Genomic DNA, 13,886 nt, shown 5'->3' on the forward strand with positions numbered 1-13,886 from the left:
GCCCCTCTCACTCCTCTTGATCCTGCCCCTTGGGCACGAATATGTTGAGGAGGTTGTCTATGATCTGCTCCTGCAGCTGACCTCCCACGTTGTCCCCGCTGGAACCCCCGGTGGGGACTTCTATGTTTAGCCGGATCTCCCGCTCCTCCTTCTTGGTTCCCCCGGAGGGGCCGGTCTCCCTGGGCCGGTTGGGGGAGTAGACCTTGAGGTTGCTTACGGTGGGGTTCGACACCGTGCCCCTCACCTGGAAAGATACGTCCCGGAACTGTCCGCTGGCCCATCCACCGATGGCACCGCTCAACACGTTCCTCAAAAGCGATTGGGTGTTCAAGCCGGAGGAGATGACCCCGCCTATCACGCCGGTCACGGCGTTGAGCCCCCTGGAGTTGAGGTTGCCGTAGCAGTTGAGGTTTAAGGCCCCGCTCCCCAGGACGGACCCATCGAACATCATGTACCGATAAAGCCGATCCCCCGGAGGAGCGGATATCCTGCTCCCGGGCAGCAAGAAGAGATCCGCCCCCTCAAGCTCATAGGAGATCCCCACCTCTTTGAAGGAAACCTTCTTGGCCCCCATGGCGGACTCCATGGGGGGCTCAAAGCCCCAGAAGCCGCCGTCCCGGAGGGACAGCTTCCCCCTGCCCCGCTTCGTGCTGGTCCTGTTCACATCCCCCTGAAGCGATAGGGTTAGGGATCCCCTTCCCGACCCCTTCAGCTTCTTGCCAGGGTATAGGTCATCCCATACCTTCGAGAGGTCGAAGTCCTCTACGGATAGGTTGCCCCCGTACTTGGTGGAGGCCATTTCCCGGGAAAACTGAAGCCTCACGGAGCCTCCGTAGGCGCTCCCCCGCCCGTCCTCCACCACCAGGTAACCGCTGCCGTAGTAGAAGGGAAGGGTGAGTTGGTCCAGCTTCAACCCCTTCACCACCAGGGGGCTGAAGGCCATGACCCCACCTCCGGAAAGCCCCTTGCGATACGAGATCTCCGCGGAGATATCAACCTGCCCGGACAGAGGTGCCCCCCCGAACCGGATCTTCCCAAGCAAATCGGAGACCTCAAGCCCCTTTCCCCTCACCGACAGGGCAAGGGAGGGGACATCCCCATCCATGCCAACCCTTCCCTTGGCGGATATCCTGCCCCCGCCGATGGAGGCAGAGGCGGAATCGATAACCACCCCGTCACGGCCCCCGTGGGCGGATATCTCCACGACCCCAAGGTAGACGCCGCTGAAGGTCAAACCATCGGTCCTTCCCTTAAGGGTCACCGCCTCCTCCCCCTCGCCAGACCCGTAGCCCAGGGTCACCTCCCCGGAGAACCGGCCCCTCGCCAAACCCTCCAGGGGAGAGCCCAAGGCCCCCACGGATACGTCATGAATGGCCCCCCTCAACCGAACCTCCCCTCCCCTGGACGATCCGGAGAGGTTGAAGCGGCCCCCAAGGGCCCCGCCCGTCATGGCGGGAACCTCCCAACCGCTCGGGGAGATCCGGACCTCCCCCGCAACGTCCTTCAACGGAAGGCCATAGGCGGAGATGGACCTCCCGGACACCCGGACAAGGGCCTGAAACGCATCCCCGCCCCCGCTAACCCTAAGCCCCAGGGATAAGGCCCCCTTAAGCTTCGAAGCCATGTCAAGCATGGGGCTCAGGGCCTCCAAGGACACCGACGGGACGCTCCCCGAAAGTTCCACCGCTCCATCCCTGACCGCCCCCCGCATGAGGACCCGGGTCCCGAAGGCAGTCCCTCGAACCTCCAGGTTGTCGACCCTGCCGGCCCCGGGGCTTACGCCGGTCACCCTGAGGTCCCTCACATCTATACCCCTGAAGGAGACCGCCCCGGAGGCATCGAAGGACACCACCGGAGCCCCCTTGGTGCCCCTTACGCTGAAAGTCCCGGACAAGGCCCCCGACGCTCGGTCCCCCAGGAAATGCTTGGCCGGGACCCCGCTGAAGGACCCCTGGGCGGTGACCTCCCCCCTACCCAGAAGGTCCGCTATGGACCCCGCCAAGGAGAACCTGCCGCCCATCAAACCAAAGGACAGACCGGACACCCGGAGCAAACCCTTGGAGCTCAAAAACGCCCCGTCCATGGATACCCGGTCCATCTTCAACCGCTTCCCCCCAAGGGAGATCTCCAAAGCCCCCCCGGAGGAGGAGAGACCCACGCCTAGCCCCTCCCCCTTGGAGTACGTGAGCTTGAAAGAACCGTTCAAAACCCCCTTGGGGTCCAACCTGCCGAGGTCGGGGAAGCGGTCCTTCAAAGCCCGAAGGTCCAACCCCCTGAAGGGGCCCCTGATGGACAGCCCCTTGCCCGTAACCGCCCCGGAGAAGGATGCCTTAACCCCCATCCACGAGGCGGATCCCTCCAGGCCCGTGCCGGACTGGGACAGGACCGCCTTGATGTGCAGGTCCTTGAGATCCTCCCCCGCCACCTGAACGCTTGCCCCAACTGCGTCCACCGTGCCGGACAACCGATGGGCCGAGTAGACCAGGTCCGTGGATACCCGTTCCATCACCCCCCTGGAGCCCTCAAGCCAAGGGAACGTGTCATCCCAGGACTCCAGCCGAAAGGGCCCCCCGGAAAGCCTAAGCCGCAGGGACCAATTGGCCCCCACGTCAAGGTAAACCCTCCCGGAAAGGGTGGTGCCGTTAATCTCCCCCCTGTCCACGATAAAAGCGAGCTTCCCCTGGGACAAGGTCCAGGAACCCCGGAGGGATTTTATTAAATAACCATTTATATTCAGCTCCTCCCCGCGGCCCTTGCCGTCCGCCACAAGGGCTGAGGGGGTACCCTTGAGGTCGAAAACCGTCCAGACCCGCCCCTCCAGGGAGTCCATCCAATGGTACCTCCTGCCGAGGGCCCCCAGGAGGTCCCTGAGCCTTCGGATCTCCATTCCCTTCAACGATCCCGTGAGCTCCAGCTGGTCTCCCCCGGCCCCCTTCAGCTCCAGCTCCCCATCCGCCAGCTTAAGCCGAAGGGACAACTCATTCTTTGGGGCCTTAGGGTTCCAAAGCTCCCCCCGGGCGAAGAGGGGAGCCCCGGCGAAGGTCCCATCCAAGGAGAACCGGTACCCCTCATCGGGGAACTGGATCCGTCCAGTCTCTAACGTGATGACCCCCCGGGATGTGGTTATGACCCCGTCCTTCACCCTTATCTCGTCGAAGGGCATCCTCTCCCCGGACTTCCCCTTGGGCTTCAGGGATCTCATAACGTCTAAATCCCCCTCCAGGGAGTAAAATTGTACCGTCGAGAGCCTGGGCCTGCCCCGCAGGAGGTCCAGGAGCGACAGGGAAAGCCGGACGTTCCGGGCCCTGAGGACGATCCGGCCCTCGGGGTCCCGGATGACGAGGTCCGCGGCGTCGTAACCCACAAAGGGGTTGCCGGAGAAAGACCCGGCCTCCATGGATCCACCTATGGAGTCCTTAATACCCTTGGAGAGGGCATCCTGGACGTTGCGGCTGTAGAGGTCGCTATTTCGAAGCACCGTCGCCAGGGGGACCGTGGCAAGGGCGATGGCGGCAAAGGCACCTACCAGGACGGCCAGGACCTTGATGCCCCTCATGGGATCACCTCTCGTTCTTTGGTATAAATTGCAAAATCCCCATTTATACGGGACCATCCGATTTTATCACGCGGGAGGCGGGTTTAAAATTGGAAACCAGGCTGGCAAAAGGGATTGAAGGCATAAGGATGGAGTTGGGATCCGCCCGCTTTAGGGGGATTGGGATCATATTCTCCGGGAGCCCCGGAAGCGTGCTGCTGGCCAGGATCGCCGGGGAGGTGATGGGAAGAGATCGGGTCAAACTGATCCTGGTACGATCCCCCCTTTGGCACCGGGAGGCCCTTGACTTCGCCGCCCGATGGGCGGAGGAGTTCAACTTCCAAGTCCTCACGGTTGAGATCGAGGAGGAAGGGCTTCAGGAGGTCCTGGAGAACCGGCCAGACCGCTGCTACCTTTGCAGGAAGCTCATGCACCGCATCATAGCCGGGGCGCTGCCGGACCGGTGGGGCATATGCGACCCCCTCACGGTGGAGACCCTTATAACCCAGAAGTACGGGACCAGGGCCTGCTCAGAGGACCGGATCATGCTGCCCCTTGGAGACCATGGCATGGGGAAGTTCGAAGTGGTAAGGGCTCTGTCCGCCATGGGGCTCCACTGGAGGGGCTATCGGGGGGTGAAATGCCTGGCCCAAATGGCATACCCGGGGCTTAGCCTCAAAGACCGAGGGATGGAGAGGTTGAAGGTCCTTGGGGAGGTCCAGCATTGGGTCCTTGGGAGGTACGAGCTTAAGCTGCTGGACCATGACACGGCGGTGCTGAAGCCCCTCTCGGACAAGCCCTGGGGATGGGAGGCGGTGAGGGACCGCCTCCTGGCCGAGGGGTTTAAAAGGGTGCTCATGGACGTTACACACCCGGCCCAGCCTCAAATGGGAACCCCCATGCCGGAACCGCCGGTCCCCATAAGGCTCCTGCATCAATCTCCGTTTGAATAACCCCTAGTTCATCTTCTGGGCGGGGTCTATCCAGCGGACATGCCAACCCCTGGAGGAAGCGGTGAGACACCCCCATATTACAAGCCGGTCCCCGGGCTGCAGGGATGAGAAGTCGTAGACCCCCGGGTAGCTCAGGATATGCAGGAAGCCCCGGTCCCCCCATATCCGCACCGTACCACCCTTTGACTGGGTGATCTTCTTCACCTTGATCTCCGCACGGATCCAACGGCCTCGAAGCTTACCCGCGAAGGCCTTGATCTGGGCCTCGGAGAAACCCCTGGACCTGTCCCTGCTGGGCCCCCAAAGGCCGAGGCCCTTCTCCTTGGCCTCCATGACGGCCCCCCTCACCCGCCAGGCACCGGAATCGTTAGGGGGTACTACCATGCTGAGTCCTAGCCCCCGGGCAGCCAAGGCCTCGCTTACCCGCACCCACCGGCCCTCAAGGTTGACCATAGGGGTCCCAAGAAGCCTTCCGTACTTATCCTCCCTCTCCGCGTCGAACTCTATCCTTATCGCCCGACCCATGACAAGCTTCCGGTTGAGCTCCGCCGCGGCCTCCCCAAACTCCTCCTCCCCCCGTTGGGGATGATGCAGCTCAGGTGTGTCTATATATAGGTAGCGAAGGGTCTTAACATCCCCGGACAAGCGGACCTTAACGGTGTCCCCGTCCGAGACGTCCACCACAACCCCCTCCGCGGAAGGCCCCGCCACACCGGCACCGCGGAGAACCCCCAGGACCGCCAGCGCCAGCCCCAGGAGAACCCCCAGTCTGTTCCCGTGGAACTTCCTCACAGAAAGCTCACCTCCAAAGAGTATCCGTCCATGTCCATGAGATGCCCACCCCGGACCATCCAGGAGAGGGCATCCCGATCCCGGCCCCACCGGTGGAAGACCCATCCGGTGACCCCAAGGGAACGATACAGCTCCCCCGCGGGGGGATAGGGTTCCGGCCCCAGGATGACCTCCTCAAAACCCTCAAGGGCACCAGGGGGAAGACACCAGGGCATCCAGGACACCGCCTCCGGCAAGACCCAGAGCATCGGGGCCCCGAACCGCAACAACCGCCCCCACCACTGCCCCACCTCGTCATCCCTGCTGGGACGATCCACCACTACACACTCCACGGAAAGCTCCATCCGAAGGAGCGCGGTCAGCTCAGACCTCCCGAGCACCACCGCCCCCCTACCGCGCCGGGACGCCAAGTAATCCGGCAAAGGGATCCCGCCAGCGGGCCTGGGCAACAGGGAGTCCATGGCCGCAAGGCCCAGGGCCCTCCTTCGGGAATCCCCCATCCCGATAAGGGGCATCAGGGCGGACAGGGGCACCCTGGGGGGCAAAGCCTTGAACCAGCGCCTCCCCGCGGAGCCATCGCCCCCCAATGCCCAGGCGGCGCCAAGGTGCCTTGAGGAGACCCAGGAGTGGTTCACCCCAAGGCCGAACACCCCATCCACCCCCTCCGCCAGCGGGGAGGCGAAATCACAGAACCGCCCGAGCCAACCCATCCGACACCCCCATTTCCTGGGAAATAACCCCCTCAGGCCCAGGGCGAAGGGCCCGAGGTTTCACGTGAAACCCCGCGGGGGCCGCCCCAACCCCAAGGTCTTAACCCTTACCGCGCGCACAACCCACAACCATCGCCATATCACCGCCTGGACTTTAGCCGATGCACCGCCCCAAGTCGATGCGAGCTTCCAACACGACTCGCGGGGAAGAGCCACAAGGCAGCGACAAGGTCCACAGGGGGAATAAGACGCAACACCCCCGGGAAGGGATCAACGGACAAGCCCCATTGCTCCTTGCCCCAGACCTTCGTCCTCCGCCCTACTCCAAAGCCTGCCACCCAGCAACCCATGGACCGGCGCCCAAAAACCTCCGCCGATGTCATAGGGGCGCCCTGCCGTGGGATAGGAAACGGAGAAACGCCACGGGGCACAATGTGGGCCATGCCCCTTGCCGGCGGCTCCTGGCTAAGACCAACCTCATGAGGACGATAAGTCCATGGGCAGAAACGCTCGGGACGACACGGACCTCGACGAAATCGCCCACCGCGCAGGGAGCGCCGAGCCAACACAGGAGTAAATGATACTAAAACCCCAAGGCCCGGTAAACCCATGGCGGCCAAGGGCCAAGGGCTCACGGACTCCCAAGGCCCCCGAAGGTCCGCCGCGGGGCATGGAACACTGGAATAACGGGACAAGAGACCGCCGCGGCGCACTACCTCCAGATCGACTAAGACCATGACAACCCCTGCCCCACGCCACCGGACCCACCGGCACGACTGGCAAGGCCGGCAAGGCCTGGCGCGCCACCGGAACCGGACTCGTCACAAGCATGTGACGCAAGTGGCACGCGGGGTACATCCCCAAGCCAAACCACGATGCCCCGCGGGGGGCGGTGAGCGCCGCCGGGACGGGGCCTGGCGGGAGCGATGACACCGGGGGAAAGGGTCTGCCGATGGATGACCCGTGGAGTCCTCAGGGAGGGGACATCGAGGGTGGGGCCCGGAAGATCGGGGTGGGCACATGAACCTGGAATGCCGCCTCGCTGTTAGTGGTTGGCGGACATGGGGGGAACGGAATAAAGCCCTCCCCAAGCCCTCCTGGGTTGCCCATACGCCACCTGCGTCCCCAAGCTCCCAAAAGCCATCCCGAATGCAAAATGCGAACCCAGGGGACAAGGATGCCCGTCGTCGAAGACCGACCTCCCGAGACCACCATCAACGCTCAAAGAGGCGGCGCGCAACACGCCGCATCGTGGGGCACAAAACCCCAAGGGGTCCAAGCCCCATCGGAGCACCCATCATCCCTCCTTGGGAAATGGGTTTTGCAGACCCGGCGACAGCGGGTGGCCCGGGGATAATCCTACCGGACCACCCGCGATAGATCCCTCGTGGGGGTGGGGCGCTCAAGGGGGCACCACCCCCACGAGCGCCCACGAAGCGGGAGCGCTTTGTGTTTAATGCCCACGGGCACTCCCTCGGCGTGACCCAACGGGGGGTCTATCGGCTCAGCCTCGCCGCCCCAGGCTTCCATCGGGGCCCGGAGAGACCCGTGGTGGCAAGATGGCGGGACAGTGGAATGGTGAAAATGGGAGGCATGGATATAGCCCTGAGGTTGGCGGGCAGGACCAGCCGTGGGGGGCGGACTGGGTTCACCCTTGGGGCCAACGAGATGTTGGGGGTGATTAAGATGATCAAATACTGGACTGGGCCCCCTGGGACATCGACGCCATGGTGCCGTATCTCCCCAAGGCACACGGATATGGCCTTCACTCCCTCCCATCGGAGCTCGGGGGCATGAACTTGCGGCCCACCCCAAGGGTGAACCAGGAGAATGAGCCCCGGCAATGAGCCCCGGCGATCCCGCCCCTTAGATGCCCCAAGGCTCATGCCCGCGCCAACCCCTGGGAGTCCATGACATTCTGGGTCACCCCGCAGCGCTTGTCCCCAGCCCCCAGCTATTCGAGGCACGGGGGGGCATCCAGCCCTTCCGGATCCCCCGCGGCGCTTACCCCATGGGGGCCATCGAAAGGCCTCCCGGGTTGTGCGGGAAGCGCCTCAACACCACCAGGCTCAGATCACCCGATGAACCAGCAAATGACCTCCTTGCGATGACGTTGCGCAGGAAGCAGTACCCTGGATGCCGCCGGGCCTCTTGTCCCCATCCCCCAAGGGGCGAACGCCGCGTCCCCGCTGGCCAAGATCGGCGCCCCTATTTCCCGGGAAATGGCAAGGGTGTCCAGGGATTTTTTGGGGAGAGCGCCTCGTCCGCCCTTGGGTTGGTTTATAATGTTTCACGTGAAACCATACCCAGCGGGGAGGGTTGCGAGATGAGCGTATTGGCCCTTACTAACCAAAAAGGTGGGGTGGGCAAGACTTCCTCCTGCGTGAACCTGGCGGCAGCGATCGCCATGCAGGGGAAGAGGGTTTTGATGGTGGATATGGATCCCCAGGGTAACGCCACCTCCGGGATCGGCATCGACCGGTCTTCTCTTTCCAGGAACGTTTACGAGCTGCTCCTTGGGGACGCCCAGTTCGATGACGTGGTGGTGCCGGCGAACATTGAGAACCTGTGGGTTCTGCCCGCCACCATAGACCTGGCGGGGGCGGAGATCGAGTTGTCCTCCGCCATAAGCAGGGAGTCAAGGCTAAGGAAGTTCAGGGACCGATTTGAGTCCTACGACCTGGTCTTGGTGGACTGCCCCCCATCGCTTGGGCTTCTCACCCTGAACGCCCTGGTGGCGGCGGACAAGTTCGTGGTACCCATTCAGTGCGAGTACTACGCCTTGGAGGGCCTGTCCCAGCTGCTCAAGACCATAGACCTGGTGAGGCAGTACCTGAACCCCTCCATCGACCTCTTCGGGATCATCCTGACCATGTACGACAACAGGACCAGGCTGTCCCGGGACGTGGCGGAGCAGGTGCGCCAGCGGTTTCCCCAGGAGACCTTCGAGACCATAATACCCAGGAACGTGAGGGTCAGCGAGTCCCCCAGCTACGGCATGCCGGTGGTCACCTACGACCCTGGCAGTCAGGGGGCCCAGGCCTACTTGGAGCTGGCCCAGGAGGTCCTAGGCCGCCTGTGATGACGTAGGGTTTGTCGGAGGTTGTGTCTTAGATTCGAGATCAACAAGTCATGAAGGAGGTAGCGCAGATGGCAAAGCAAGGAGGACTCGGCAGGGGGCTTTCCTCCCTGATACCCACTAACAACGAGGCGGTTTCGGCGGAGGCCCCCCGGGAGCCGGTGGCGGTCCCTCAAAAGGACCCGATCAGGCCGGAGCCAAAGAAGGAGAGGCGGGGATCGGAGGGCAAGGAGTCTCACGTTCCATGCTCTGCCCTGGAGCCCAACCCCTTTCAGCCCCGCAGGGTCATAAGCGAGGCCTCCATTGAGGAGCTCGCGGCGTCCATAAGGGTCCATGGGGTCCTTCAGCCCCTGCTGGTGCGCCCCAAGGGGGACGGCACGTATCAGATAGTCGCGGGGGAACGCCGGTGGCGGGCCGCCATGAGGGCGGGGGTGCAACAGGTGCCGGTCCGGGTCATAGAGATGGACGACCGGGCCATGAGGGAGGCGGCGCTGGTGGAGAACCTCCAACGGGAGGACCTGTCCCCCCTGGACGTGGCGGAGAGCATAAACGAGCTCATCCAGCAGTTCTCCTCCACCCACGAGGCCATAGCGGAGAGGTTGGGATGGAGCCGCTCCGCGGTGACCAACAAGCTGAGGCTGCTGCAGCTCCCCGCCTCGGTTAAGTCCCTTCTTTCCTCCGGGGCGATCACGGAGGGGCACGCCAGGGCGCTCTTAAGGCTCCAGGACCAGGATAAGATCGAGGAGATCGCCCGGCTGGTGGTCCATAGGGGGCTGAGCGTAAGGCAGACCGAGGAGATGGTGCGGCGCATGGAGGCAGATGCCCAGGGGGGCGAAAGGGGGGAGCGGACCCCCAGGGCCATAAACCACTACCCCTACGAGTTCGCCGACCAGTTCGGGGTGGAGATAGGCATGTCCGGCAAGGCGGACTCCCTCACCCTGCACCTGAGGAACCTCAACAAGTCCCAGGCCCATAAGATCCTGGCCCTCATAGATCAGCACCGAGGGCTCATATTTCCCGGGAAATAGGGGGTGCTGACCTTGGCCAATAAGGACGTGATATTCGCCCCTTGGCGGATGGCGTACATAAAGTCCGGCGGAGTCCAGGATGAGGGCTGCTTCCTATGCAACGCCGCCGCAAAGGGGGATCCCCTCTTGGTTCATCGGGGGGATCGGTGCCTGGTGATATTGAACCGCTTCCCCTACAACCCGGGACACCTCCTTATAGCCCCCATAAGGCACGTGGGGGATCCGGAGGACCTGGACGCCCTGGAGGCATCGGAGATGTGGGGTCTGCAGATCAAGTGCCTCAGGGTGATCCGAAAGGTCATGAACCCCCATGGGTTCAACGTGGGGATGAACCTTGGGGCCACCGCGGGGGCGGGGTTGCCTGGGCATCTTCACCTCCACCTGGTCCCCCGTTGGAACGGGGACTGCAACTTCATGCCCGTGATAGGGGGCGTGAAGGTCATACCGGAGGCCCTGGAGGAGACCCGGAGGGCCCTGGTGGAGGCTTGGGGGTGACGAGGTGGAGGCCATAGAGTCCCCCTTGGAGCGTCACGTCGAGGAGGTGGTCATAAAGCGCTCCCGCTTCATCGGGGTGGTGCTGCCCTTCGACCACTCCGCCCCCATGAAGGAGCTCTTGCGGGAGGTCCAGGAAGATTACCCTCGGGCCACCCACTATTGCTGGGCCTACAAGACCCATTTCCCCAGGAGGGACGAGGGATGCTCCGACGGGGGGGAGCCCTCGGGAACCGCGGGGAGGCCAATACTCAACGCCATCCTATCGTCCCGCATGTCCCAGGTGGCGGTGGTGGTGGTCCGCTATTACGGGGGCATAAAGCTGGGGGTCCGGGGGCTCATAGACGCCTACAACCTGGCCGCCAAGGCGGCGCTTAATGGATGCAAGCGGACGGTGCTGGAGCGGTGCATCCCAGTGACCTTCAACCTGGACTACTCGAAGGAGGACCAGCTCAGGCACTGGTGGGGCCGCATGGGACTCCGGGCCGATGCGATCCGATGGGACTACCGGGAGAGGCTCGAGGCCCAGGGTATAATACCGGAGGAGCTGAAGGGAGCCCTGGAGGAGTTCCTGGACCACGTCTCCCATGGGGACATCATATGCCGCATGGGGGAGGTTCAGCTGTCCCTTTCACCTCTGGAGAAAAACCGCCCAGCATGAGGATCCAGGGCCACGGGCTAATGGGAAAGCAGAGGTCGCCTCGGGCTTTTAAGTTTTTTAAGCAAAACAGGAGAACCGGTATCTTTTTTTAGGCCCATCTCCGTTATACCGGGGATCATGTTTAATAACCCTCGAAACATGGGCGATTAGGGGCACGAGGTCAACACGCTAGGTCAACATAGATCAACCCCCGGATACGCTGTAGCGTCGGCTTAGCGTCCGGGGGTGTTGTATTCCCAAGGAATGACTTTAAGGCCATGTGTTTTCTTGATGTAATCCTATGCCCCTGGGGCCCCGGGGTTACTCCGGCGGCAAGGGGGGTTCGTAAGCGGACCCCATGAGCTTCTTCCAGTCCACGTCGTCGCTCAAGAGGTTCGGGCAGGTGGCATCGGGGTAGAACCAGCGCCTTCCAAGCCCCATCAGGACGTTGTACCACTCGTGGACGTCCGGGGGCGCCACGTCACCGTTTTTCCCTATCCTTCGAAGCTCCCGGTACACCAGGGCTATCATCTGGTTCTCGTCCAACACCGACGTGGTCTTCTCGAAGAACTCCATCACGTACTGGTACTCCACCGCCCCCAGCTGATAGAGTATTTCCCGCCACTTGGCCGGCATCCGGGTGGTCCTTGCCAAGACCACCCGCTTCTTGCTGCCCCGGGACTTCCGGTTGAGAACGAAGAGGATCTTGTCCACCTCCACGTGCCCCAGCTCCGGGTATTTCCTCACCAACGCCTCCGCTATGGGCCTTATCCGATCGGAACAGATCACGTGCCCCGCGTCCTTGTCCATATCCAACGGATCTCACCTCCCACTCTGGTATACCTGATTCCCTTCACCGGTTCCATAATCCTCAAACCAAGGAGGAACGAAAGAAGATTATACTACCAAGCACCCCAAGGTCTTTATTGGTCAAAGCAATTGACCACTCAACGGCGCGCAAAACCCGGCCACCGTGGGGCAGAACGGGGCCCATAAGGGGCTCCCGCCGCCCCTTCAGGGGTTCCCAGGGCTTCTGAAACCTAATAAAAAAGCAGTTCACCCCTGACATCTGCGGCTTGAAGCTGATCACCGCCGTCGGTCCCGGGGCCCCGAGATGGCAAAGGGGCCACATCCACCAGGGCCCTGGGAGCTCAAACGGCACAGCCCGACGGGCACGATAAGCCCATAAAGCCCGTAAAGCTCACAAAGTCCATGAAACCCGTAGGACCCGCAAACGAGCTAGGATGAGTCCGCTTCACTGGCCCATAAAAACCGCGAGGGCCGCACAGGTACCACCATCCAAGGCGGGTAGGTTCAAATTTTGATAGAAACCAAGGGAGCCAAGAACCCCTTGGCGGGGACAGGGGGCCCGTCAAAACCACATGCCAAAGGGGATATATATCAGGAGGGCTAAACGCCAAATAGCGGACTAAACAAAATATTCCAGGGAAGGCCCTTGGCGTTTGGATCTTAGCGGCTAACTATCCCATATAGGTCATTATAAGCTATCAGCTCTTAGAACCCTGGGCACGAAACGCACCTTCTAGAAAAGGCTAGAAAAGGGGCCTCAATGCTCACTGGATGCCCACAAACCCGTCAAAGCACCTCGCCTAGAAGCACAAGACACCACTGGCCTCAACGGGATCGAAAGCCCACCCATACCCAAACTCATCTCCCCTATCGTGACACCGGATGAGGCAGCGGGGGACACCGCACCTATCGGGAACCCTGGGGCATAGGCTCATCCCCGGCAAGGCCCGCAATGAATCCCAAGGCGGGAAGGCTCCATGTCTTCAAAGCCGCAGCAACACCGGTTACAAAGGCCTAAGGCCCGCTTACCAACCATGAAAAGCGGCTAAAACCACCCAAAAACCTTGAACATCCCCTGGAATTTCCATTTTTAAAATGCATAGACCCGCGTAAGCTCCATCCCCAACATCCCAAAGTTCAAACCTCGATCGCAGGCACGGCGCCCCAAGCCCAGCGACAGGGAAGCACCAAAGGCTCCAACCCCGACCGGCGCTCTTCATGGGCCGGGGCTTGCCGCAGGCCCCGGCAGCCATATCACCCCTACGCACGGGGAGGAATGGCTCCACACTAGACAAACCCTGAGATATGACCCGCATGGGAGCGCAAGACACCAATTCACACGACAAGACCGGCGAATGTTTCACGTGAAACACCTAGAGCCCGGCGTCCAAACGGTGAGGACCAGATCCAACGGTCAACGCTCGGCGGCAGAGCATTATATTGCCATCCCGCAAAACCAGCGGGGTCCGGGGGGACGACCGCGGTGGATCCTGGTCCCCCTGTGCGTTCCCCCGTCCCCTGGGGCTGGGGCTTGGATCTCCTGGGGCGTCCGCCCCATGGGGTCCAAGGACCAAATCACCCCCGGTGGAGCAGGCCCCTGCCCCCTGGGGCTCCGCCGTGCCCCGTGATCCGCCCAGGCCCAAATGACCAAGGGCCCGGGCCGCTCCCGTCCCATTGTCCCGTTGCGCCGCCTCCCGGGTGGAGGCCACATGCCCCACGATCGATCACCCAATTATATAATTATCTAATTACTCAATTGCCCAACGACCCCAACGCCGGCCTCGACCCTCAAGGAACCACCCAGGATCCCCAAGATCACCCCGAAAGCGGGGCTCTGGAGAGTCTAT

At 62.4% G+C, this 13,886-nt stretch carries 10 protein-coding genes; 5 read left to right on the plus strand and 5 right to left on the minus strand.

The features are described from left to right. Positions 1-7: 7 nt before the first annotated feature. Complete coding sequence (locus THEVEDRAFT_RS08800; protein ID WP_006584383.1) at positions 8-3,556, minus strand: translocation/assembly module TamB domain-containing protein; 3,549 nt, start codon at positions 3,554-3,556, stop codon at positions 8-10. Between the two features lie 89 nt (positions 3,557-3,645). On the opposite strand from THEVEDRAFT_RS08800, the gene THEVEDRAFT_RS08805 reads away from it, so the two are divergent. Next, positions 3,646-4,488: an adenine nucleotide alpha-hydrolase family protein gene (locus tag THEVEDRAFT_RS08805; protein ID WP_006584384.1), complete on the plus strand. Its 843-nt coding sequence runs from the start codon at positions 3,646-3,648 to the stop codon at positions 4,486-4,488. A gap of 3 nt (positions 4,489-4,491) precedes the next feature. Here THEVEDRAFT_RS08805 and THEVEDRAFT_RS08810 read toward each other — a convergent pair whose 3' ends face one another. From THEVEDRAFT_RS08810 to THEVEDRAFT_RS09515, 3 genes are all read right to left on the minus strand, one after another. After that, complete coding sequence (locus tag THEVEDRAFT_RS08810) at positions 4,492-5,280, minus strand: thermonuclease family protein (protein WP_006584385.1); 789 nt, start codon at positions 5,278-5,280, stop codon at positions 4,492-4,494. After that, on the minus strand, positions 5,277-5,990 hold the full coding sequence (locus THEVEDRAFT_RS08815) for a hypothetical protein (protein WP_006584386.1): 714 nt from the start codon (positions 5,988-5,990) through the stop codon (positions 5,277-5,279). Before THEVEDRAFT_RS08815 ends, THEVEDRAFT_RS08810 begins: the two co-directional genes overlap by 4 nt. 140 nt (positions 5,991-6,130) lie before the next feature. Continuing rightward, positions 6,131-6,727, minus strand: a complete 597-nt coding sequence (locus THEVEDRAFT_RS09515; RefSeq protein ID WP_006584387.1) for a hypothetical protein — start codon at positions 6,725-6,727, stop codon at positions 6,131-6,133. Between the two features lie 1,589 nt (positions 6,728-8,316). Here THEVEDRAFT_RS09515 and THEVEDRAFT_RS08830 point away from each other — a divergent pair. The 4 genes from THEVEDRAFT_RS08830 to THEVEDRAFT_RS08845 all read left to right on the plus strand — a co-directional run bounded on the left by THEVEDRAFT_RS08830 (position 8,317) and on the right by THEVEDRAFT_RS08845 (position 11,250). After that, a complete protein-coding gene (locus tag THEVEDRAFT_RS08830) occupies positions 8,317-9,072 on the plus strand; it encodes a ParA family protein (RefSeq protein WP_006584388.1) in 756 nt (251 codons plus the stop codon). A 68-nt stretch (positions 9,073-9,140) separates the two neighbouring features. Next, complete coding sequence (locus THEVEDRAFT_RS08835; protein ID WP_006584389.1) at positions 9,141-10,097, plus strand: ParB/RepB/Spo0J family partition protein; 957 nt, start codon at positions 9,141-9,143, stop codon at positions 10,095-10,097. Positions 10,098-10,109: 12 nt separating this feature from the next. After that, positions 10,110-10,592: an HIT family protein gene (locus THEVEDRAFT_RS08840; protein ID WP_006584390.1), complete on the plus strand. Its 483-nt coding sequence runs from the start codon at positions 10,110-10,112 to the stop codon at positions 10,590-10,592. A gap of 4 nt (positions 10,593-10,596) precedes the next feature. After that, the gene (locus tag THEVEDRAFT_RS08845) at positions 10,597-11,250 is read left to right on the plus strand and encodes an IMPACT family protein (protein ID WP_006584391.1); all 654 of its coding nucleotides are present in this window, start codon (positions 10,597-10,599) and stop codon (positions 11,248-11,250) included. Positions 11,251-11,550: 300 nt separating this feature from the next. Here THEVEDRAFT_RS08845 and THEVEDRAFT_RS08850 read toward each other — a convergent pair whose 3' ends face one another. Then, complete coding sequence (locus THEVEDRAFT_RS08850) at positions 11,551-12,039, minus strand: putative metallopeptidase (RefSeq protein ID WP_040825967.1); 489 nt, start codon at positions 12,037-12,039, stop codon at positions 11,551-11,553. Positions 12,040-13,886 lie beyond the last annotated feature (1,847 nt).

This window comes from Thermanaerovibrio velox DSM 12556 (genome assembly GCF_000237825.1).
Classification (GTDB): Bacteria; Synergistota; Synergistia; order Synergistales; family Synergistaceae; genus Thermanaerovibrio; species Thermanaerovibrio velox.

Excerpts from the sequence above, each read along its gene's own strand:
- THEVEDRAFT_RS08800 (WP_006584383.1), bottom strand. The coding sequence starts at position 3,556 with ATGAGGGGCATCAAGGTCCTGGCCGTCCTGGTAGGTGCCTTTGCCGCC.
- THEVEDRAFT_RS08815 (WP_006584386.1), bottom strand. The coding sequence starts at position 5,990 with ATGGGTTGGCTCGGGCGGTTCTGTGATTTCGCCTCCCCGCTGGCGGAG.
- THEVEDRAFT_RS09515 (WP_006584387.1), bottom strand. The coding sequence starts at position 6,727 with ATGGTCTTAGTCGATCTGGAGGTAGTGCGCCGCGGCGGTCTCTTGTCC.
- THEVEDRAFT_RS08830 (WP_006584388.1), top strand. The coding sequence starts at position 8,317 with ATGAGCGTATTGGCCCTTACTAACCAAAAAGGTGGGGTGGGCAAGACT.
- THEVEDRAFT_RS08835 (WP_006584389.1), top strand. The coding sequence starts at position 9,141 with ATGGCAAAGCAAGGAGGACTCGGCAGGGGGCTTTCCTCCCTGATACCC.
- THEVEDRAFT_RS08850 (WP_040825967.1), bottom strand. The coding sequence starts at position 12,039 with ATGGACAAGGACGCGGGGCACGTGATCTGTTCCGATCGGATAAGGCCC.